Here is a 21,923-nt window from a genome sequence, read left to right as displayed (position 1 = left end):
GGCTAACTGGGGAGTGGGGAATGGGGAGTGGGGAGTGGGGGAGATGAGGGAGTAAGAATTTGAGATTTGAGATTTGAGATTTTAGATTGAAATTTAATCCAAAATCGTAAATCCAAAATCCAAAATGGAATTGCGCCATGCCCAATTCCCCTAGACATCGCTCCTATTAATTCTTCTGTTGTCGTAATGATAATCCCGTCTAATATCAGATTTTCTATCTGTGTTCTGCTAAGAAAGCTGCTACAGTTTGGTTAAATGCCTCTGGTTGTGTCAAAAATGGCCAATGATTGCCGGGAACTTGGCAGATGCGGAGGTTTTTGAGATAGGTTTTGTAGGGTTTGATTTGCCAATCTTGGCGATTTAGACCTTGTTCTGGTTGGACAAAGAGGGCAGGGGTATCAAGGGGGATTGTAAAACCAGGCACTTGCATGACTTCCTCAAAAATACCGTCGCGGGCGGCTATAGTAAATTTGCTGCCCCAACTACCATCGAGTTTTTGTTCTATTCCAGCTTGGAAAACTTGCTGCTGTAAGGAACTCCATCCTTGATATTGCTTTAACTGCTGTGCTTGTTGTTCGGCTTCTTCATGGCTGGCAAAGGGGCCCATGCTTTTGAGAAAAGGCAAGAAGCGATACAACATCGGAAAAGTTAGCCTGAAAAGGCTGGGCATTTTCCAAATGAAAATCGGATCGACTAGAATTATACTCTGCAAACGCTTTGGGTTTTGCCTTGCCCAGATAGCGGCTAATTTGCCTGTCCACGAGTGACTGACAATATGGGCAAAAGTCCATCCGAGATGATCCATTAGTGCTTCGAGGTCTGCGATCGCACTTTCAAAGCTATAATCTCTCTCAGGCTTACTACTTTGGCCATGTCCCCGCATATCTGGTGCAACTATGTGGTAGTCTGCCGCTAAGTAATCTCCTAAATTAGACCACACTAGAGCATGGTCGCCTAAGCCGTGTAACAGCAGTAAAGGTTCTTGACCTTGGTTCCACTCTAAGTAAGAAAGTTGGATATCAGGCTTTGATAATGTTTGACGTACAGGCATCATTGCACATCCACCAATGAAGAGATAGTTTCGCGTTTATATAATACTGCGAAAAAAGATGGTGAGATGGGAGTTGACAGCTATAACCAAGCCTTAAAATTCAAACCTGATGCTCTTTTCTCAATCGGTCAGTCAAATTAGCTGGATGCGATCGCGCATTTGGAGTTAGAGTAATTAAATCGTCAATATTGCGTTTCATTGTCTCGCAAATCGCATCTAGAGGTAAGTCATTAGGGTCATAACCAAAGGGGTTTTCTATCTCCAAGCCGATAGCTTCAATCCCAAATACTGTAAAAGCAACGAACGCAGCAATTAAACCTGTCCACCAACCCAGACTCTCCACTATTTGAAATGGAAACAGGAAACAATATAGTAACAATAATTGCTTCAGATGAATAGAATAAGCTAATGGCATAGGTGTTTTTAAAATACGTTCGCAAGCACCTAAATTATCCACAAGATTATTCAATAATTCTTGCATAGATGTTAACTGGTAGCTATTAAGACAATTGCGATGATACTGCTCCTGTAAATAATCTCCTATCCAAAAGGCAACCTCTATGGGGGGATTATTCATAATCTTCAGTTTTATATACTTACTAGATGGCATTAAATCTTCTAACTCGCTATTGACTGCTTCTCCCCGCAAATGTAATTTAGTTGTCACAGCAAAAGCTACCAATAAATTTAATGCTGTAATTTTATTTTCTTTATCTTCTGGAGAAATTTCGTCAATTGATACCCAAATTTGCCGGGCCAGATTTCGGATGTTATTTACTAGAGAACCCCAGCATTTTCTCCCTTCCCAAAATCGCTCATAAGCAGTATTTGTCCGAAATACAAGTAACAAACCTAATACAATACTAGGAATAACACTTCCTAAAATCGGTTGCGATACAGGGACATCAAAATGGGAAAGTAGAGAAATCAAAAATCCGAAAGCTCCGCACCATAAAATATGTTTATAAATTGCTTTAATCACCGAACCTTTAAGTTGTAATGTTGTGCGTAGCCATGTGATTTTTTCGGCTGTCATACAATCACCCTTAGAGAATATTTAGTCAAATTGAGCCTGGACAAATAGAATAGAGCCTCCGGCACGCTGACGCGTAGCTTGCTTCGACCTAGGAGTACGCAGCTACACAAACGAAGTTAGCTCCGTTCGCGCAACATCGACCATAGGAGAATTTTTGAGCGAGGGCTTCCGGCGCTCAGACTTCTCTCTGTGCCGGACTAAGGAAAAATTAAGGGTTTGAAACCCACGGAGGTGGGTAAAGCCTCGTGTAGACGAGTCAGCGCTGTGCGTATTTCCCCTGTTGTTCTCGTAGCGTCTTCCCTTCTCCAAAGGGAGAGACGACTGGCGTGCGGTTTCTAACCGCCGATTTAACGTTAAGTTGACTTGCTGTTCAATTGGCGGATGATCCGACATAAAATACATTTGAGTATATACCCCAACGACATCTGGCGATCGCATAGGTAAGAATAGATTGATGTTAGAAACCTGTTACTACTCCAGAATGCCTTAAGCGCATCTGGAGTTTCTTTTTGGAAAAAGCAATCAGAATTTTGCAAATCAGCCGGATGTGCTAGAACACGGCTGAATAGGGATACATACTGAATTATCTATATCTAACATGGGGCATCACTTATTGATATACCCCTCCTGCCAAACAACTCTCGCAAAACAGCCTCAGATGAACTGGGGCTGTTTTGCGTACTTCCAACACAGAAGGTGTGTAAACCAGAAGCACAGTGGCTTATCCTCAGACACCTTTATCTAGATTTGAGTGTATACCCTGATGACGTAGGGTTATCTGATGGTTAAAAGTTGATACAGGTATATGCGTATCTTTCCTGACTCCAGATTTGCCACAAACATTTCTGGAGTTTTTTAATTATTGGAGTTTAAAATCAGCAATCTAGTCTAAGAGGATGTTTGAAAAGTATTTTTCGTAACATCAAAGCCTCGGAAACCTAACACACTGCAACCCTATTCACTTGCTCACTTTTATGCTTACCTGTCTTGCAATAAGAGGCAAAATGCTCACAGTTGTTTAAAATTAGCTTGTACTTTTCCTCATACAAATTGTATTTTGCTCTTTGAAGTACAACATCAGGTGGATCGCAATTTCCATACTCCTTGGTATAAATCGTCTTGCCTTTAGCAAACTCAGTCTTAGATACTCTGCAAATTTTTTTACCATCATAATGAATAACAGTATCATTACCGCTATCAATTCCATGATGAGTCAAAGGATTGCCGTCAATCCAAAAACTGACGTAGATATGATCCCCTTTAGCCATGATTTACCTCTTCTATCGGACTACATTCTTTGTAATCCTTTAGATACAGATTATGAGGATAATAATTTATTTGTCAGTAGTAAAAGCCGTAAAAGTTTCCGATAAAGTTAGAGTAAGAATATTTAAGTATACAGTTATAACAATTAGAATTTTATCTAAGTAAATTTTGGGTTATATCAAGAGAAAAATATGAAATATTATAGAGAGAAAGTTGCAAAATATGAAGTAAATAAGAAGTGCGATCGCACCTATCCTTATTCATTCGACTCAACCGAGACATACATTTGCGTCTGAATTCCTAAATTTTCCATCAAAACAATCAGTGAAATCCCCCGCAGATGCGCCAAATATGCTAAATATTCAATGCGTTGTACTTGCAGTTTATCTATTTGTTCACTTAAGTGTAATAACTCTCTATACTCATTGTTTGTAAGATTTTCAGCCTCTCTTTTAACAATTAATTCGTTGTAATGCTTCTGAGTATCTGAAGGAATACCTTGATTAATTTTGAATACCAATTCAGCCTCGCGTCGTGGCAAAATAAAAGCTTTTCGTTGCGCTTGTAGGGCGATAACTTGAGATACAAATCGCTCTAAATCTGGTTGATTTAACTGCTCAACTGCCTTTAGTAGTTCTTCAGAAGATAGTTGTACTTCAACTTTCACTGTTGACATTTTTGAGATTTCACCAGCTAACTTATTGATATTCTATCAACTGACTCATAACAGTGAGTGTTTGCAAGGCAAAATAGTTAAGCGATCGCACTCCTAATCTTGACTAAATGAAAGTGCGATGCCAGGTAATATAATTTGAACTTAGTACTTGTCAAAGTTTACACCCCAAGAGCAGGATACTTAATCTTTCATCCAAGCGGCCTGTAGCCAGTCTTCCTCCCAAACCACAGGACTTTTCCACCACTAGCACCGAATATCCAGCTTGACTTAACTGGCGCAGACTAAACCGGCTATTCCGGCACCAATGACTGCAATATCAGTCATGATTCAATAGTCCCTAGTTATTGGTTATTATCAAAGGACAAAATTACTACTAATGACTGCTGAAAGCTAATAATAGAATAAGGTACAGAAAGCTGCACGGAAGGGAGGATGGGAAATTGGATGAAATGAGGGTGGCGCTAGAGTTAGCGACCGAAGAAGAATTACAAGACTTAACGGCAATTCTATTTAGTCGTAAGTTCAATCCCCTAGACTATGTACACACACCCGAACCTATCGAAATACAAAGCCAAGACCGCAAAGCTTGGCTAGACTCACTAGAGGGTCGCTTTCGCTTTTTGGCGGCAGATGGGATGACGGTATTGCGGGGACGCACAAGCCAGGTAACTTATCGACAAGCGTTAGTTCAAGTATGTAAGTATCTAAAAATTCCCTATTCTAATCAACTGGCAACTATTGATTTAGAAGCAGAAGTATTTTTGCATCTGCTAGGACAGGTGTGGAAAAAATTGCCTAAAGAGGAAAAGCAAAAATTGACTGTACAGGTGCAGCGTCAGCTGCTCAAATCAGAACTAAAACAACCGCTACCACTTTTATTGCAACGTGACCCCTTGGGGTTACTTTTCAAAGGCGGTAGTGCGATCGCTGTGACTTCGATGCTCCAACCACTTGTACTTAAGCAAATTGCCCGTCAATTTGCCATCCACTTTGCTACCTATGAAGTAGCCAAACAAGCAGTGATTACAGGCTCAGAAGCCGCTACAACGCAATTTCAAAGCTATGTAGCTATGCAAATGGCTCGACGGGGTATGACTGTGAGTGCAGCTCGTTATGGGGCAGCCCGCACGATGTTTGCCGTGATTGGGCCGATAATGTGGACTTGGTTTTTTGCAGATTTGGGGTGGAGAGCGATCGCCACTAACTATGGTCGGATCATCCCTACCATCTTCGCCTTAGCTCAAATTCGCCTCACTCGTGAGGAATGTTGGGAGCCAGCTTGAACAAGGTTTTTTACTATTTCAAGTCTCCTTGGCAATCTTCTTGGAACTACTCTCTATGGGGACTGTTAATCTTCTCAGTGAGTCCTTTATTGGGGGCGGTGACTATAGGTTTTGTCTCATTAATAACTTGGATTAAACAATACCGCAAAATTAGTCGCCGCCCCCTCAACTGGGGATTTGCCCTTTTGAGTGTGTTGCTAATCGTGACTGCTGGGTTTGCCCAAGACAAGACAACAGCTTTCGTCGGCTTACTTAATTTATTACCATTCTTTTTAGTTTTCGCTGCTCATAGCACTCTGATTCAAACATTTGCCCAATTGCGACAAATGGCTTGGATTTTGGTGATCGGTTCCATGCCAGTGATAATTATCGGTTTGGGACAGTTATTTTTGGGCTGGAGTTTGAAGTTCGAGATTTTGTGGATTGTCTTTGCTTGGACGATCAGACCAGGAGGAAATCCGCCAGGTCGCATCGCTTCACTCTTCATGCACGCTAACACCTTCGCTGCTTATCTAGCGATAGTTTTCATCCTTGGTCTAGGATTGTGGCTAGAAAACTACCAGCAACTAAAAGTCAAGAATAAACAGTCATTTCCTCCCCACTTGCCACTCCCCTTTCTTTTCCTAACCGTGGCGGTGATTGCGAATTTCATTGCCTTGATTTTCACCAACTCGCGCAATGGGTGGGCGATCGCTATTTTTGCCTGTTTAGCTTATGCACTCTACCAAGGTTGGCGCATTCTTGTGGGTGGCGTCGCTGCGATCGTCTCTAGCGTGCTTTTGGCAGCTTTTGCGCCCTCGCCAGTCGCTCAATTTTTTCGTCAGTACGTTCCTGCCTTCTTTTGGGCAAGGTTAAATGACGATATGTATCCAGATAGACCAGTCGCTTTAATGCGAAAAACTCAGTGGGAGTTTGCCTGGTCTTTAGCTGAGGAACATCCTTGGACTGGCTGGGGCTTACGCAGTTTTAGTGGACTCTACAAAGCACAGATGCAGATTCCCTTGGGTCATCCCCATAACTTGTTTTTGATGTTATCTGCTGAAACTGGTTTTCCGAGTACTTTTTTATTTTGTGGCTTACTCGCTTGGATTTTGATTATAGGTGTCCAATTACTGCGAAAGTCAAAATATATCAATACACAAGACAGATTGATATTTTTCAGTTATCTTCTGGCTTTTGTGGCGTGGGTTCTATTCAATACAGTAGACGTAACTATATTCGAGTTGCGTTTAAATGCGCTCTCATGGTTAATTTTGGCTGCCATTTGTGGAGTAGTACATCGTTTTAAAGAAGTCGGAAGTCGGAAGTCGGAAGTCGGAAGTACAGTTTTGTAACGGGGGTAAAACCTCACCCCAACCCTCTCCGTGGGTTCGGAGAGGGCTGGGGTGAGGTTTCTCATCTGGTATATTTGCACCCACTGAGATGCTCCCTTCCTCTTAGAGGTCTTTTGATTCAAGTCAGTTAGGCACTGAGAGTAGCTATTAGTTACTTTTCAGTGTATACACTCAGGACATTCGGAATTTTTGAGTAAATAATATTACTATACAGCGTGGCTAATACTTAATTAGTCACAGTTGCTGATTGTTGGGAAGGTGTAGGGAGAACCTTTTCGGTTTTTCCTGCATGACGGGCATCTCTTGTAGATGCCCTTTTGTATATTTACAGCGCATTTCAAGTTGGTGAGGTACACAACCAAAGTCTCAAACCCTGGTGTAAAAGCTGTTTTACTTCTGAATTCTGACCCCTGAATTCTGAATTCTGCTGTATTATTTTTCTTCAGTTAAGCACAATTGTAAAAAATATTCAATTTGATGGAATATCTACAAAAATTCTATCTTTCATAAAGGAACATTGAAGATGATTGCTGAAATTAAACTAGGTCTTTGTAACCCGCCAGAACCAATCTATTTGTATGTGAAGAAAGGAGAATTAAGCGGGGAATCCTACCTGTGGTATAACTATGATATAAATAATAAAATCACTATTCCTGTGCAACAGACAGGTCTGACTGGGTATATATCAGAACTTAAATTAACGACGAAAGAATTTAGAGAAAGGGACAACATTAAATTAGACATTGTTGTGAGAGCCGATGAAATTTATATTATTAGGACTGGAATAGAAACGAACTTTGCTAAAAGTTTCCTTTTAGCTGTATCGCTAATCCAGGACTTTTCCAAGCCCCTGATTATCGCTGCAACTGCTGGAGAAGAAAATGTAGTTTTTTGTAACGTCTACGACGCGGCGACTAAAACCCGGATTGACTCCAAATGGAACAAAGATGCTGACTGGCTAGCAATCATTGATAGTGTTCAAACTAAGTTGCAGACATCTAAAAATTCTCATATCGTCTCTGGTGAGCCAATACTGTTCTGAATAACTGAGGAATTTGGAAAAGTAATACCAGTTTTAGCTATCGTAAATTAAAGGGTTGAAGACCCGCAACATCAACACCTAGCTCGGAGGCGGGGTGGCTCCGACTCCGCTCAGTTACCCTCCGGGAAGCAAGTTAAGGCTCTAAACCTTGGCGGCGTTTTTCTTGAATGACTTGTTGTAGCTCTTCTACTGAATTGAGACGTTTGCCATTAGACTGAACGTGTAATGCTAGGGCGTGAATTGCTTCGGTATCGCCACGATTTTGTAAGATATAATCTCGCAATTGCTTGCGTGTCATTTCTCTAAAGTTAGGCTTATTCATAATCAACGTCTGCTTCTGGATTAATTACTACAACTGTCTCTTCACCTGCTATTACTACGATGTTATCTGTTCGCTCATCTAAGGTAACTAAATAAACCGGGAGATACATTCGCGTTAGCCAAGTCAAGACTCTGTATAACTGTTTCAATTGTTCTGAGGTTGGCTCCATTTCACCCCTAAACTTAGGCTAAACGCAAGTTTAAACTTTATTATGACTGCGATGTCTGACGACAAGCCGCTCTGCGTCTACGCGCCCAATATTTCTGATTGGCATCAAAGACTACGATAACCCTTATGGTGTAAGCTTTCGGTAAAATAGGTGTGTCGGTAACGAAAAAAATACGCCTCACTAACCAACTTATGCTCACAACAGCTAACTTTCTTCAGTACACCCAATGGTCAGGTATAGCTACCTTGGTATTTGCTGCCTTAGTAGTTTTGGCTTTTATTTTCAAATGGGGCATCCGCTTTCGGCTGGTGGGTGCAACTGGCTTTATGCTAGTGGTGACGGCTGGTTTATTTGGACTCTCGATAGTTCCTTTGAGTCGGACTGTGATTCCCGGAGCAGTCCGCTACACTCTAGTTTATGACAATGGCTCAACACAAGCGGTGATTGCCACATCACCCCAAATTACACCCACACAATTAGAAGCAACTTTACGTCAAGCAGCTAGTAATCTATTTTCTTATGGTCGCTCAGGTACACAGGAAGACGACAAGTTGACAGTTCGCGCCCGTACCATTGTCCACCCGGAAACAGGGATCTCTGTACCAGTTTACTTGGGTGAGGTGAAGCGATCGCTCGCTTCTCATCAAAATTCCCCAATCACAGTCGAAATTTATACAGACAATTTCGCCCAATTGCCAAAACCTACCGCTTAAAGAAGTCGGAAGTCGGAAGTCGGAAGTCGGAAGTAAAGTTTTGGGACGGGGATTTGACCCCGACCCAAAACTTACCGGTTATAGAACCGGGGGACTTAAACCCACGGAGTTTGTTAAGAGGATCAGAGGGGCGTATATTTGCACGCCCCTACCTATGTATTTATAGCTAAGGATTGTCTGAAATAGCATGACTATCTACAGATGATCAATTCTCGATCGCTTTTCTTGAGAATCTGACAATGGTAATGTTAATTAATTAATACGGTTATTCAAAACTTTGATAGTTCGGAATTTCAGGTGAATGGGCATCATAGATTCAAGCAAGGTCGTGAAACTACTCAATCAGTCGGCAACAAGCTTTGTCTATTTCCTTGCTTGGCTCAAATCCAAATCAACCGGGTGTAAGATTGGAGCCATCCAAAAACCAGCTTGGCAACAAGTATCCCCGATCGCCTGTCTATTAGTTTAAGAAATATCAAGGTTTTGGCAAACTAGATTATATGCCTAATAAATTTTCTACTGAACCTTCTTTGTCTACTCAAACCTCTAGTTCATTTTTTACCCTCACAGTTTCCCCAGCAAAAGTAATCCGTGGTTCTGGGGTGTTGCAAGCAGCCGCAGCCGAGATCGCCTGTTTGGGAAGTCGTCCCTTAATTGTGGCAGGTGAGTCTACTCTCGCCATCAGCCGAAAGAATTTGCAACCAGTTTTAGAAACGCAACAGTTACATACTGTCGAAGCTTCCTATGGTGCAGATTGCTGCGAAGCTAGCCTGAAATCTTTACAGAAGACGGCAAAAGAACATAAAACTGATGTGATTATCGGTGTTGGTGGCGGCAAAGCCCTAGATACAGCGAAATTAGTCGCGCAGCAGTTACAGTTACCAGTGGTGACAATTCCGACTTCCGGGGCTACCTGTGCAGCTTGGAGTGCTTTGTCGAATGTTTATTCCGAAGATGGGGCGTTTCTCTACGATGTGGGGCTGTCTCGTTGTCCCGATTTATTGATACTCGATTATGACTTGATTAAAACTGCACCACAACGTACTTTAGTAGCTGGAATTGGTGATGCGATCGCTAAGTGGTATGAAGCCTCAGTTAGCAGTGGGCATTTGCAAGATACTTTAATTATTGCGGCGGTGCAACAAGCGCGAGTTTTGCGAGATATCCTCTTGCAAAAGTCAGCCGCCGCCTTGAAAGAACCAGGTAGTGAAGTTTGGCGAGAAGTCGTAGACGCCACTGTTTTATTAGCTGGGGTAGTTGGGGGACTTGGAGGGGCGCAGTGTCGTACAGTTGCGGCCCATGCGGTGCATAATGGTTTAACGCACATTTCGGGACATGAGAGTATTCATGGCGAAAAGGTTGCTTTTGGAATTTTGGTACAACTGCGTTTAGAAGAAATGCTACAAGGCAATCAACTAGCAGCATCAGCACGACAACAGTTGTTAAAGTTCTACACAGAAATTGGACTACCCCAAAAATTAAGCGATTTGGGATTGGGCAATATTACATTAGGGCAGTTGCAAACAGCCACTGAAATTGCTCTAGTTCCTAATTCTGACATCCATCGACTACCATTTAAAGTCGCGCCAGAACAGTTGATGGCGGCAATGGTTTCTACCACTGCACCTATAGATAGTAGAGATACTATAAATCGAGTTTCGCCCCAGGGAATCAGTGACGAGGTTTTATGAGTTTAAATTGGATTGTGCCAGCAGAACGCATACAAAAACTGCCACCTTATGTATTTGCCCGTTTAGATGAACTAAAAGCGAAAGCACGGGAACAAGGGTTAGATTTAATTGATTTGGGTATGGGAAACCCCGATGGTGCAACACCAGCACCAGTGGTAGAAGCGGCGATCGCAGCCTTGAAAGATCCCGCTAATCACGGTTATCCTCCTTTTGAGGGGACTGCTAGTTTCCGCCGTGCGATCACCAACTGGTATCATCGCCGCTATGGTGTGGTTCTCGATCCTGATAGTGAAGCTTTACCGCTACTCGGTTCTAAAGAAGGATTAACCCATTTAGCGATCGCCTTTGTTAACCCTGGTGATTTAGTTCTGGTTCCTTCCCCAGCTTATCCTGCACATTTTCGCGGCCCTGCGATCGCAGGCGGGAAAATCCACAGCTTGATTCTCAAACCAGAAAATGACTGGTTAATTGATTTAGCTGCGATTCCTGACGAGATTGCAAAACAAGCTAAAATTCTCTATTTTAACTATCCCAGCAATCCCACTGCTGCCACCGCACCCCGCGAATTTTTTGAAGAAATCGTCGCTTTCGCCCGGAAATATGAAATTTTGTTGGTGCATGACTTGTGTTATGCCGAGTTAGCTTTTGATGGTTATCAACCCACTAGCTTGTTAGAAATTCCTGGTGCCAAAGATATTGGTGTGGAATTTCACACCTTATCTAAAACCTATAATATGGCTGGTTGGCGCGTTGGGTTTGTGGTGGGTAATCGCCATGTAATTCAAGGTTTGCGGACGCTGAAAACTAACTTGGATTACGGCATTTTTGCCGCATTGCAAACAGCAGCCGAAACAGCTTTACAACTGCCAGATGTGTATTTGCACGAGGTACAACAACGCTATCGTACCCGCCGCGATTTCCTGATTCAAGGATTAGGAGAGTTGGGTTGGGATATCCCCAAAACTAAGGCGACAATGTATCTTTGGATGAAGTGTCCCGTTGGCATTGGTTCCACAGATTTTGCCCTGAACGTGTTGCAACAAACAGGCGTTGTGCTGACTCCAGGTAATGCCTTTGGGGTTGCGGGTGAGGGTTATGTCAGGATCAGTTTGATTGCCGACTGCGATCGCTTGGGTGAAGCTTTACATCGCTTCAAGCAAGCTGGCATTCGCTATCAACCTGAAGCTGTAGTTTCTACTTGAGAAGCGATCGCTGATCTTGTCAGTTGATTAGAGTCAGGAAACCCAACATTGCATAACTAAAATTTTTGCTGATGATGTTTGATATCATGTAAAAAAGTAGATAGAGTGGAAAATGATTGGTACTAATATTTACATCAGTCAGGAAACTAAAGAATCTCTAATTAAAGCTGCGGCTTTAAAAGAAATATCTGTTGAAGAACTAGCTTCTTCTATTTTGAGGGAAAGTATTCAAGAAAAGTTTGGGCAAATTAGCTATTCTTCTAAGAATCAAGGCAAATTTGCCATTAATCCGCTTGTAAAAATGCAACCCTACGCTTATTTAGCAGATCCGAATGAACCCGTTATTTCTCCTGATGATTGGGAAATGAATCTCAATTTTGAAGTGAATGATTTGTGATCGTTCTTGATACTCATATTTGGGTTTGGTGGAATCACAATGATTCAAAGTTGACTCCTCCCCACCGTGAAGCAATAAATAGGGAAAGACCTCATGGTTTAGGTGTTTGCTCCATCAGTTTGTTAGAGATTAGCAGACTTGTTACCCAAAATAAGTTAATTCTTCCCTGTTCGATTCAAGAATGGTTTAATATTGCTTTGGCACAAGAGGGAGTAATTCTTCTATCAATCACTCCCCAAATTGCCATTGATTCCTACTCACTTCCAGGTAATTTTCATAAAGATCCAGCTGATAGAATTATCGTTTCAACAGCAAGAATCTATAATGTTCCTTTGGTGAGTGTAGATGAAAAAATACTTGCTTATTCTGATGTAAAAAGAATTCTCCCCTGAATGTTAAGTGCGTCGATTGCTAATTTTATAGTGTAGGCGTTACGCTCAAAAATTGGTAAACTCATATCTTGCACCTAACGATTAAAATCGCGGCTACCTGAACAAAGCCTGCCGACCCAGGCTTCAAAACCCTTGATTTCCCTTACTCCGCGTAGGCGGACGAGAGCGCGATCGCAGCTTCAGCTTTACTATTATAGGACTTACGCAAGATTACATCCTCTAGGGGCAATTCATGAATTGCCCCTAAGAAGAAAATCACGGTTTCGGCTATTGTTTGCGTAAGTCCTGTATTAATTAGTTCTTAAGTCCAGTGGCTTTACCCTTGTGCAACAAAGTAACGCTTGCAGTGCCAAGAAGCGCTAATAAGCTGAAAGTAGAACTAGATTCAGGAACAGACGTGGGATTCTCAATTTTGAGAACTTGTCCAAGTCCAGGGCGATCGCCTCGGTTTGCCACATAAATAGCACCATCAGCACCAATAGTCAAACCAGTAGGAGACTCTAGTCCATTGCCACTAAGAATAGTTGTGCGAGTTCCATCGGTCGCTATTTTAATCACAGAACCATCTAGATTACCTTTCCAGAGTGACTGATTAGCATATTGCAAAGCATATAAATTACCATCAGGATCAAAAGCTAAGTCAGTAAGTTGGGTAAAGCCATCAGTATAGACTGTTGGTTTACCATCAGAACCAATTCGATAGATTTTTGCTTTACCTTCTGGAAAAGGAAAACCAGTTAATTCGCTAATATAATAAGCACCATCTGGGCCTTTGGCGACATTTGTGGGTACTGCTTGGATTTCAAATGGCGATGACGATGCACCAGAGGGAAAAACTGGATTAGTTAATGTCTGCCGGGGAATTGTGGCGATCGCCTTCAGATTACTTCCATCAGTCCCGACACTGAATAAGTCATTGGCACCGGCATCAACTGCAACAATATTATTTCCCTGTAAAAGAAGAGAGAAGGGATTACTAATTACATCGCCTTTATCAGGATTATTTGCAAGTTCATAATTAGCTAAATCAGCTACACTAGTCCAGGAATTTGTATTGAAATTAGCAGTGATGATTTTTCCTAAGTCAGTGTTACCTAATCTGGCGCGAAATATGGGATTTGAACCATACCCAACCGCAATATAAGGCTTACCAGTAGCATCAAATTTGATATCTTGAGGCCCAGAAGTATCAGTACCATCTGATAGTGCTAAAGAAGGAAGTCCTGTAAGTATACGGTTTTGCGTACCATCTCCAATTTTTGTCACTGCACCAGTTGTGCCATAACATAAAGATTGGTTTTCAACGCTCGGTGAAGGAACACAAGCTCCATTTCCGCCTGTTCCTGCTTCTGTGACGTAGAGGCTGCCGTCAGGTCCAAAAGTTAGACCCCGTGGATTATTAAGACCATCGGCAATTACCGAAAACGATGCCGCCTCTGCTGCTTTCATTCCCGAAAAAGCCGCAATACAAAGACTCAAAAATGTAATCCCAAATTGGTTTAGTTTCATTAAACCCGTCCGAAAATTAAATTTGCGTAATAGAATATACCAGTTGAAATCTGAATTTCTTAATTTTCAGTTGCATTATACCATTGATAAAAATTTTTGCAACACATGAAAAACTCCACCCACTCAAGGGAATTGAGTTTTTGGGCATGGGGCATGGGGCATGCGTGTCAACTTAACGTGAAAGCCAGTCTCTAAGCAGCTTTTAAGATTGTCTCGTCAAGAGTCTCCGACTGGGAATGCATTCCGAGAGGGCTGCCGCCTCAAGACTTGCGGCAGAGCCGCAACGAGCAGCATTTCCAGCCTCTGGCTGGAAACGAGGTTTGAAAAGAGCAAGATTTATGACGATTTGAAAAACTATCCTGATTTGCGGATAACAGCAGTGTATTTACTAATCTACAGAGTGTTCTAGAAATTACACCAGTAGTTAATTTAGTATAAATAATTTTATGTTATCTAATTTAGATTTAGTTCGAGAATTTGTCGGCAGCTCTATCCAGAAAAAAGATATTTTATTGGCAAATCGTTCTTTAACAGCACAAACAGTTCATAACATTAGCAATCTGGCAACAAAGGCTGAAGGCGTAATCGCCACTGTCCAACTAAATAGCCCACTAACTGAATTCTTGATTTTGTCTAACTCATCCCATTGGGAATTATTGAATCAGACTTTGCCAGAATCTAATTATATTTTAAAAGGAAACATAGATAGTCATGGTTTCTATCACTATCAACACTGCCAAATCCCTAATAACTATAGGTTGCAATGTACTAAATCTGTCATTTTATGGCGAACTTGGTGGAAATATCGCAAGAATGCTTTACAACTAGGAATTCAATCGGATCTTTTAATCCAGACAAGAGATTCATGGTATCCAATCAGAGATTTAATCATTAGTGATGGAATTCTGTATGTCAAAACTTTAGGACATGAGATAGCAATTGATGCAGATGATTTAGTGATTTGGTTAAGCAAAATTAGTCATTAGTCATTTGTCATTAGTCATTTGTCATTAGTCATTTGTCATTTGTCATTTGTCATTTGTCATTGCTTAAAGCACAAGGGTTTTGGCTTTTCAAGCGTGCCATTCATCGTTAACTTTCATTCGGTGGGTTTAAGTCCCCGGCTACAAAAGAAGCCGCAAGTTTTGTGGCAATGAGTCTTTATCCCCGTTACAAAACTGTACTTCCGACTTCCGACTTCTTTAATTATGTTTTTTTCGAGCTTCCAAGGGTTGTAAGTTAGTTTTCAAATCGCTACAATCACAAATCAGGTTAGCGATCGCTCGAATTAATTTCGCTGGCTCCACAGGTTTGGTGATATGCTGCCCAAATCCGGCGGCAATTGCCTGCTGGTAATCAGCCTCACCTGCATAAGCGGTTATGGCGATCGCGGGAATTTCCCCTCCCAGTTCTGGTAACATAGCCCTAATTTTACGCATCAGCATATAACCGTCTACTTCCGGCATTCCAATGTCGCTTAACAGCAGATTTGGCTGGAACTCAGGCATAACTCGCAGTGCTTCCACAGCCGATGCAGCCTGGATTACTATGGCGCCAGATTGCTCCAAAATGAAAGCAATTAACTCTCGCGTATCACGCTCATCATCCACAAGCAGAACTTTCACCCCATTTAAATCAGGCAAATCATCAGCTTGATAGACATTCTGCTGGCTATTTAGATGAATCTTGATCAGTGGTAGTATGACTGTAAAGGTTGCTCCCTGTTCTTCGCCCAAACTTTCTGCCTTAACTGTGCCGCCATGTAACTCTACGATGTGACGGACAATAGCTAATCCTAATCCCAGTCCGCCGAATTTTCTGGTAGTTGCACCATCAGCTTGTCGGAAATAGTCAAATACGAATGGTAAAAAATCTGGGCTAATTCCCTTACCTGTATCATTGACTCGAAGTTGAACTTGAGAACCAACAGACTCTAAACTGATTTCTACCTGTCCACCTTGGGGCGTAAACTTAATCGCATTGGAAAGGAGATTCCACATAACTTGCTGCAAACGACCGGAATCACCTGTTACTAGAAATTTGGAGTCGCCCTTTTGGTCTGCTTCCAGCGCAACTGAAATTTCGGATTTGAGATTGTCAGGTTCCTTGTTAAAATCGTGAGGATTTCCTAATCCAAAATCGTTCGACTGAGCCAAGCCGAAGCCGTTCGACTGAGCCAAGCCGTTCGCGTAGCGTTCCGCAGGAAAGTCTAAAATCGTCAATCGCAAATTGATCGATTTGGCTTCAGCAGCTAAACGTACAGTTTCTATTGCTGCGGCGATCGCACTTTCCAGATTTACAGGAGCAATATTTAAACTGAGTTTACCTTGCAAAATCCGAGAGACATCCAGCAAATCTTCAATTAATTGCGTCTGAAGCTTGGCGTTGCGTTCAATGGTTTCAAGAGCGCGAGTGGTAGTTGCTTCATCATACTTTTTAGTTTGCAATAACTTCGACCATCCCAAAATCGGGTTTAGCGGCGTGCGAAGTTCGTGAGAAAGAACCGCCAAAAATTCATCTTTGATCCGGTTAGCTTGGACTAATTGCTCTTTTTGCTGCTGTAACGAAGCCATTAATTGAGCGCGTTCCAGAGCAACCGCCACCTGATCGGAGGTTGCTTGTAATAGAGCAATTTCCCCAGAAGTGAAGTGTGTACGGGTGCGACTGGCAAAGGAGAGGACACCAAGCAGTTTTCCCTGAGCAATTAACGGTTGACCTGCATAGGCTGTGATTCCCAAATCATTGAGGATCTGGGCATTTGGATGAGTAGAGTGCAGCACATCATTAACGACGATTTGACGGCGTTCTTGCACCACTAGTCCGCACATCCCTTGATTAAATTCTAGGTATTCAATTGCTTGAAATATTTGATCACTAATCCCGTTCCAAGCTACTAACCGAAGTTTCTGCTTATTTTCGTGTGTATCAATTAGATAGTGGAAGTAAAAATGCAAATCCATCTGCGCCGAGAGTTTGCTAAACAAGCTGTTCATTAAATCCAAGGGGCGCTCGGTTGAAAGCAAATCGCTGGTTGTTTCAGAGAGAAGTTTCAGTCTTTCACTGCGCTCTTGCAGGGCTTGTTCTGCAAGCTGGCGTTCACGAAGGGCGCGTTCGCGTTCGGTGATATCAACTGCAACCCCTCCTACCAAACGTTGTCCAGATGCATTTGCAATGGGAAACTTATATACCAAAAATTCCCCCAGTGTGCCATCTGTGCGTGGGGCAGATTCGATCGTTTCCACAACCTGATTCGTCTCGGCAACCATTCTAATGTTATCCAGCAAAGGTTGAGCGATTTCGGCTGGGTAGAGGTCAAAAATGTTTTTATTAATCGCCTTATTTGTTGCTAAATCAAATGTGGTTAGATAAGTTGGACTGAGATAAAGTACGCGTCCGTCTGCATTTGTAATCCAGGCTGCGGCTGGAATATTGTCCATAAAAGCTTGAAATTGCTCTTGACTCTGATTCAGCGCTTTTTTAGCTTGTTTAAGATCGCTAATATCGAGAATGAATACAACTGAGTTCTGGCGAGATTCTCCTAATAGAGAGTAGCCAACTACAACCGGAACACAGGAACCATCCTGGCGAATACATTCCTTTTCATAGGGAGTACAAGTTCCCTTAGCTTTGGCCTCGGCAATAGCCAACTCATCTAAATATTGGTACTCAGGAGGCGTGATCTGACTCCAGCTTAATCTACCTGCTTGGATATCTTCTTGAGTATAGCCGACAATTCGCAAAAACTCGTCATTGGCTTCAGCGATCGCACCATTCACATCACCAAAGAGAATGCCAACTACATTTGCTTTCACAAAACTTCTGAGGCGTTCTTCGCTTGCTTGGATTGTCTTCTCTGCTTGCTTGCGTTCGCTGATGTCACGGTAGAAAATGTCCAGACCATCTTCACAGGGGTAGGCGTGAATCTCCAGCCACAGGTCATACTTGGCTGGGAAGTAGTAGTGATGCTCAAAGTGGACGGGAATCTGTTCGGCGATCGCTCGTCGGTACTGGCGTTCTACATTCGTACCTACTGATGCAGGCCACTCCTCCCAGTGCGACTTACCGATCGCCTCTGTCCGGGGTTTGCCGTTAATTCGCTCTGCTTCAGCATTTTGGTAGATGATTCGCCAGTCCCTGTCTAGAGTAACAAATGCATCACTCATGTTTTCCAGAGTGCGCGTGTTCCGCTCATTGGCTTGCTGTAATGCCGCTTTTGCTTGTTTGCGTTCGCTTAAATCTACAACAAAGCCAATGACTGTTTCTTGAGTATCTCCCACAAGGACAGAACCGAGCAAAACGGGAATGCGATCGCCATCTTTACGAATATATTCCTTCTCAAAGGGCTTACAGACTCCGGTAGTTTTCAGTTCTTTTACTGAACGTTCACTTGAAAGAAGATACTCAGGTGGGGTAATCTTGCGCCAGTTCATTTGGTTAGCAGACAAATCTTCTCGCGTATAGCCGACCATCTTCAGAAAAGCATCATTAGCTTCGATGATCGAGCCGTTGTTCATATCAGTTACAATCACCCCAATGATGTTAGATTCTGCCAGTCGGCTAAACCGCATTTCGCTATTTTGCAACAACTTCAGGCTTGTCTCTGCCTTGCGTCTAGCAGTTCGCAACTTTGAAGAGAGGGCAGTAATTAAGAAAGAGACTAGTGAGAATGTGGTTAATCGTACCAAGACGCTCAGGCTAACAATATCAAACGAGTAGACTGGCTCGATAAAAAAGTAAAAGGCACTTGTAACAGATAAGGCGATCGCTAGCACTCCAAGTCCCATGCCGCCATACCACGCACTGATTGCCACAGCAGCATAAAATAATGTAAATACGCTCGGATCGAAGACTGGCAACAACAATCGCGTCAGCAGCAGCGCCGCTATCACTGCCAGAATCATCACACCATAAGCTAGTGAACTACCCCAACCTAAGACGGACGGGGCTTCCCAATTCATTGGGAATAGCCTCAAAAACTCCGTAGTTTTTTTGGTCTGACATTCCCTCCAAGGGCAGGAGTCCTGGTTCCCAAGACCCAAATCTTTCTCTTGCGACATATACCTAAAAGCTAATGGTTTTCGCTTGTGGCATTGATGGTCAAGATATTCACTATCCTACCAGAAAATCGTGGGGATTCGTCATACATCTGGAAGAAAGTTTTTACTTGAGTTTTAAATCAATTCCAGATGAAATCCTCATCCCCCGCTCACAATCCCCACCTTCTGAGTACATTGAAGGTAGGGACTTCCGCGACACGTTAACCGAGAACGCATCATCAAAATTTTTTCGGGTACTTTCACGATCATTTTAGAAGTCCTCCCGTTGCTCTGCTTTTGGGAGATACTCGTTCACTAGTTTTTTGCCTGCTTTGCCCATCTTGTGTAACATTTCTTCAATTAGCTTAAGTGCCATCTGTGAAGGCAATGTAGATCCGTTCTCCCAGCGATTGACTGTTCGCACCGAAACTCCCAACTTAGCTGCAAACTTTTCCTGAGAAAGATCGAGTTGCTGCCGAAGTTCACGGATTAAATCTGAAGTTTTTAGTGGCTTTCCTAGTTCCATAATAAGAAGATTAGGACAGTTGTCTCGCCATTTGTCTCCAGCTTGAGGAAGAATTTAAACAGTCATCAGTAGTTATCAATTTCATCTTTTGGTGGAATACCGATATCAGTTTTCATTAGTTACTGTGGGAGTATCTCAGTGAAAGCAAATATACCAGAAGAGAAATAAAATTCTTGCTCCCTCTCCTTACCAAGGAGAGGGTTGGGGTGAGGTTTTATAAGGCTTTTTACACTCATTGAGATGCTCCCATTAAACTTTGTCTGGTATATGATGCCACAATAGTATTATGCAAGGCGATTTGATAATTTTCAGCCATCACACACCGCCAACAATTTATGGGTGGTGCATTACATTGTACAGTTTAACCTCACCCCGATAAAGCTGTGCTTTATCTTCCCTCTCCTTAGTAAGGAGAGGGGATTGTGTTTTATCTCCCACTTAACTTTTTCTCAAAGTCAATTTTTTTAACGAACCGCTAAGGACGCAAAGAACGCAAAGGAAGAAAAGGAAGAAATGCTTAACCCAAAACAAAACCTCAAAGAGTCCTTACTAACATCCCTCTCCTTACTAAGGAGAGGGACAGGTTTTGCGTAGCAGAACCAGGGTGAGGTTTCTTTGGGCTATTCGATAAACTGTAAATTGCGTCAAGAGAAACTTGTGTACACCGTAGCCTTACCAAAGAGAGGGGTTATGCTTTATCTCCCCTCTCCTTACCAAAGAGAGGGGTTGGGGGTGAGGTTTTATTTAATAGGACTTACGCAAAACTACACGCTGTAGGGGCAATTCATGAATTGCCCCTACCTGAAAATAAGGGTTTTGGCTATTGTTTGCGTAAGTCCTGTTTAATACTTGGCATTTATAAGCTTTTCCAAATCCTCGCTAATTTTGGCAACACTATCTAAAATTTTTATCAAAAAAATATGTAGTTAATTTTAATTCTCAGGTAAGATGTCAATGGCAAAGCTGTAAAAATATGATAATATTTAAATAAAATTTTTGCCTAATTCATATCACTATTTTGATTAATCAACACTCTGAAAAGCCCCTAAACACTCAACTTGAAAATGCACGAAGTAAAGGTTATATATTTAGCTGGTTTGATTGGTTTTGTCTTTGGTATCCTCCAGGCTGGCTAATTTTATTCAACCGCCATTGGCAGCACTATCAAACCGATCCAGATGGTTGGAATTGGCCAGAATATGGATTATTTTTAATTCCAGGCGGATTTTATCTGGCGTTGCTGAGTCGTTGGTTGCGTCTTGGTTTTCGTTCACCCCGAAAAGAAGTTGGTGAATTTGATCCCAAATATCAACAAGCTTTTAGCGAAGAAGTTCTCAGCCCCATCGTTAAATACTATTTTCGGGGAGAATTGCAACAAGTCGAAAACTTACCGCCAACAGGGCCATTGATTGTGGCAATGAATCACGCCGGGATGTGTTTTCCTTGGGATTTTTTGACCTTGGGTTATTTATTAAGTGAAGCTAGAGAATGGACAGTCCAACCCGTAGCAAGTCCAGCATTATTTGAGCATCCTTGGGTGATTTGGTGGCTACCACCTAAATGGTCGCAGGTTTTGGGTGGTGTGCGAGCCGAATTAGATGATTTTGAGGTAGCGATCGCAGTGCCAACGCCAACAGCAAACCCTCAAGGTAAAATTCTCTTATATGCACCCGAAGGTATCCGCGGCCCTCTGAAAGGTTGGAAAAGACGCTATCAACTAGAAAAGTTTGATGTGAGTTTTATTAAGTTGAGCGATCGCTATCAAACTCCCATTCTGCCAGTAGTTTGCATCGGTAGTGAATCTTTACATCCTTGGGCTGTTAATTTCACCAAATTGCAACGACTAGTCAAATTACCATTCTTACCTTTCTCGCCTTTAATGTTTGTCTTAATTCTGTTTCCTTCAATGGGAATTTGGGCAATGAGAACTCGCCTACGTTACTTTATTCAGCCTTTGGAACAAGTAGGGTTAAAAACTCACTCCGCTAAAGGGCGTGCAGCAATCTATCAACAGGCGCAACAATTACGAGAAAAACTGCAAACTAAAATTACTTTGATGGTAAATAAATCCACGCTGTAAGAGGTTGTTTGAAAAGTGGTATGTAGTGATACTAATCGAATGATTACCCCCCTTAATCCCCCCTTATAAAGGGGGGAAACAAGAGAATCCGGTTCCCTCCCCCTTATAAGGGGGGAAACAAGAAAATCCGGTTCCCTCCCCTTTATAAAGGGGGGAAACAAGAAAATCCGGTTCCCTCCCCTTTATAAGGGGGGAAAC

22 protein-coding genes and 1 pseudogene are annotated in these 21,923 nt (G+C 42.3%); 12 read left to right on the top strand and 11 right to left on the bottom strand.

Translation table 11 applies throughout. The features are described 5' to 3' along the window. Positions 1 to 2: 2 nt before the first annotated feature. The 6 genes and pseudogenes from V7K27_RS22415 to V7K27_RS22390 all read right to left on the bottom strand — a co-directional run. Complete coding sequence (locus V7K27_RS22415) at positions 3 to 158, bottom strand: hypothetical protein (protein ID WP_334950278.1); 156 nt, start codon at positions 156 to 158, stop codon at positions 3 to 5. A gap of 56 nt (positions 159 to 214) precedes the next feature. After that, positions 215 to 1,051 (bottom strand): alpha/beta fold hydrolase, encoded by an 837-nt coding sequence (locus V7K27_RS22410; protein ID WP_334950306.1) that lies wholly within the window; start codon positions 1,049 to 1,051, stop codon positions 215 to 217. Between the two features lie 100 nt (positions 1,052 to 1,151). After that, complete coding sequence (locus tag V7K27_RS22405; protein WP_334950277.1) at positions 1,152 to 2,087, bottom strand: bestrophin family protein; 936 nt, start codon at positions 2,085 to 2,087, stop codon at positions 1,152 to 1,154. A 938-nt stretch (positions 2,088 to 3,025) separates the two neighbouring features. Further along, on the bottom strand, positions 3,026 to 3,355 hold the full coding sequence (locus V7K27_RS22400) for a lecithin retinol acyltransferase family protein (protein WP_334950276.1): 330 nt from the start codon (positions 3,353 to 3,355) through the stop codon (positions 3,026 to 3,028). A gap of 254 nt (positions 3,356 to 3,609) precedes the next feature. Beyond that, positions 3,610 to 4,029 carry an STAS/SEC14 domain-containing protein gene (locus V7K27_RS22395; RefSeq protein ID WP_334950275.1) on the bottom strand — a complete coding sequence of 140 codons (420 nt, stop codon included), beginning with the start codon at positions 4,027 to 4,029 and terminating at the stop codon, positions 3,610 to 3,612. Between the two features lie 193 nt (positions 4,030 to 4,222). Beyond that, a pseudogene (locus V7K27_RS22390) lies at positions 4,223 to 4,353 on the bottom strand (NAD(P)-binding protein); the annotation flags it as partial. A 116-nt stretch (positions 4,354 to 4,469) separates the two neighbouring features. Between V7K27_RS22390 and V7K27_RS22385 the strand changes: the two are divergent. From V7K27_RS22385 to V7K27_RS22375, 3 genes are all read left to right on the top strand, one after another. After that, complete coding sequence (locus V7K27_RS22385; protein WP_334950274.1) at positions 4,470 to 5,312, top strand: YaaW family protein; 843 nt, start codon at positions 4,470 to 4,472, stop codon at positions 5,310 to 5,312. Beyond that, positions 5,294 to 6,646 carry an O-antigen ligase family protein gene (locus V7K27_RS22380; protein WP_334950273.1) on the top strand — a complete coding sequence of 451 codons (1,353 nt, stop codon included), beginning with the start codon at positions 5,294 to 5,296 and terminating at the stop codon, positions 6,644 to 6,646. The genes V7K27_RS22385 and V7K27_RS22380 overlap by 19 nt, the downstream gene beginning before the upstream one ends. Before the next feature lie 523 nt (positions 6,647 to 7,169). Next, entirely contained in the window at positions 7,170 to 7,688 is a 519-nt protein-coding gene (locus V7K27_RS22375) for a hypothetical protein (protein ID WP_334950272.1), read from the top strand. A 133-nt stretch (positions 7,689 to 7,821) separates the two neighbouring features. Here the strand turns inward: V7K27_RS22375 and V7K27_RS22370 are convergent, their stop codons facing one another. Further along, the gene (locus V7K27_RS22370) at positions 7,822 to 8,010 is read right to left on the bottom strand and encodes a DUF6887 family protein (protein ID WP_334950271.1); all 189 of its coding nucleotides are present in this window, start codon (positions 8,008 to 8,010) and stop codon (positions 7,822 to 7,824) included. Continuing rightward, on the bottom strand, positions 8,003 to 8,179 hold the full coding sequence (locus tag V7K27_RS22365; RefSeq protein WP_334950270.1) for a DUF6888 family protein: 177 nt from the start codon (positions 8,177 to 8,179) through the stop codon (positions 8,003 to 8,005). Before V7K27_RS22365 ends, V7K27_RS22370 begins: the two co-directional genes overlap by 8 nt. 191 nt (positions 8,180 to 8,370) lie before the next feature. Between V7K27_RS22365 and V7K27_RS22360 the strand changes: the two genes are divergently transcribed. From V7K27_RS22360 to V7K27_RS22335, 6 genes are all read left to right on the top strand, one after another. Beyond that, complete coding sequence (locus V7K27_RS22360; RefSeq protein ID WP_334950269.1) at positions 8,371 to 8,892, top strand: Ycf51 family protein; 522 nt, start codon at positions 8,371 to 8,373, stop codon at positions 8,890 to 8,892. A 301-nt stretch (positions 8,893 to 9,193) separates the two neighbouring features. Continuing rightward, positions 9,194 to 9,361, top strand: a complete 168-nt coding sequence (locus tag V7K27_RS22355) for a hypothetical protein (RefSeq protein ID WP_334950268.1) — start codon at positions 9,194 to 9,196, stop codon at positions 9,359 to 9,361. A 31-nt stretch (positions 9,362 to 9,392) separates the two neighbouring features. Further along, entirely contained in the window at positions 9,393 to 10,583 is a 1,191-nt protein-coding gene (locus tag V7K27_RS22350; protein WP_334950267.1) for an iron-containing alcohol dehydrogenase family protein, read from the top strand. Next, positions 10,580 to 11,785 (top strand): aspartate aminotransferase, encoded by a 1,206-nt coding sequence (locus V7K27_RS22345; protein WP_334950266.1) that lies wholly within the window; start codon positions 10,580 to 10,582, stop codon positions 11,783 to 11,785. The genes V7K27_RS22350 and V7K27_RS22345 overlap by 4 nt, the downstream gene beginning before the upstream one ends. A 112-nt stretch (positions 11,786 to 11,897) precedes the next feature. Then, complete coding sequence (locus V7K27_RS22340; protein ID WP_334950265.1) at positions 11,898 to 12,182, top strand: hypothetical protein; 285 nt, start codon at positions 11,898 to 11,900, stop codon at positions 12,180 to 12,182. Beyond that, complete coding sequence (locus tag V7K27_RS22335; protein WP_334950264.1) at positions 12,179 to 12,574, top strand: type II toxin-antitoxin system VapC family toxin; 396 nt, start codon at positions 12,179 to 12,181, stop codon at positions 12,572 to 12,574. Before V7K27_RS22340 ends, V7K27_RS22335 begins: the two co-directional genes overlap by 4 nt. 294 nt (positions 12,575 to 12,868) lie before the next feature. Here V7K27_RS22335 and V7K27_RS22330 read toward each other — a convergent pair whose 3' ends face one another. Continuing rightward, the gene (locus V7K27_RS22330; RefSeq protein WP_334950263.1) at positions 12,869 to 14,083 is read right to left on the bottom strand and encodes a ScyD/ScyE family protein; all 1,215 of its coding nucleotides are present in this window, start codon (positions 14,081 to 14,083) and stop codon (positions 12,869 to 12,871) included. Between the two features lie 446 nt (positions 14,084 to 14,529). Between V7K27_RS22330 and V7K27_RS22325 the strand changes: the two genes are divergently transcribed. Then, the gene (locus V7K27_RS22325; RefSeq protein ID WP_334950262.1) at positions 14,530 to 15,069 is read left to right on the top strand and encodes a hypothetical protein; all 540 of its coding nucleotides are present in this window, start codon (positions 14,530 to 14,532) and stop codon (positions 15,067 to 15,069) included. Between the two features lie 216 nt (positions 15,070 to 15,285). Here the strand turns inward: V7K27_RS22325 and V7K27_RS22320 are convergent, their stop codons facing one another. Then, the gene (locus tag V7K27_RS22320) at positions 15,286 to 19,041 is read right to left on the bottom strand and encodes a hybrid sensor histidine kinase/response regulator (protein ID WP_334950261.1); all 3,756 of its coding nucleotides are present in this window, start codon (positions 19,039 to 19,041) and stop codon (positions 15,286 to 15,288) included. A gap of 113 nt (positions 19,042 to 19,154) precedes the next feature. Here V7K27_RS22320 and V7K27_RS22315 point away from each other — a divergent pair, with 113 nt between their 5' ends. Then, complete coding sequence (locus V7K27_RS22315; protein ID WP_334950260.1) at positions 19,155 to 19,394, top strand: hypothetical protein; 240 nt, start codon at positions 19,155 to 19,157, stop codon at positions 19,392 to 19,394. Here the strand turns inward: V7K27_RS22315 and V7K27_RS22310 are convergent. Continuing rightward, positions 19,391 to 19,645: a helix-turn-helix domain-containing protein gene (locus V7K27_RS22310; RefSeq protein ID WP_334950259.1), complete on the bottom strand. Its 255-nt coding sequence runs from the start codon at positions 19,643 to 19,645 to the stop codon at positions 19,391 to 19,393. The genes V7K27_RS22315 and V7K27_RS22310 overlap by 4 nt on opposite strands. Before the next feature lie 1,018 nt (positions 19,646 to 20,663). Here V7K27_RS22310 and V7K27_RS22305 point away from each other — a divergent pair. Then, a complete protein-coding gene (locus V7K27_RS22305; RefSeq protein ID WP_334950258.1) occupies positions 20,664 to 21,725 on the top strand; it encodes a 1-acyl-sn-glycerol-3-phosphate acyltransferase in 1,062 nt (353 codons plus the stop codon). The last annotated feature ends 198 nt before the right edge of the window (positions 21,726 to 21,923 follow it).

Source organism: Nostoc sp., assembly GCF_036919575.1.
In the GTDB taxonomy this organism is placed as follows: Bacteria; Cyanobacteriota; Cyanobacteriia; order Cyanobacteriales; family Nostocaceae; genus Nostoc.
Note: the sequence above shows the minus strand (reverse complement) of the source record. Positions and strands in the feature narration are given on the sequence as shown.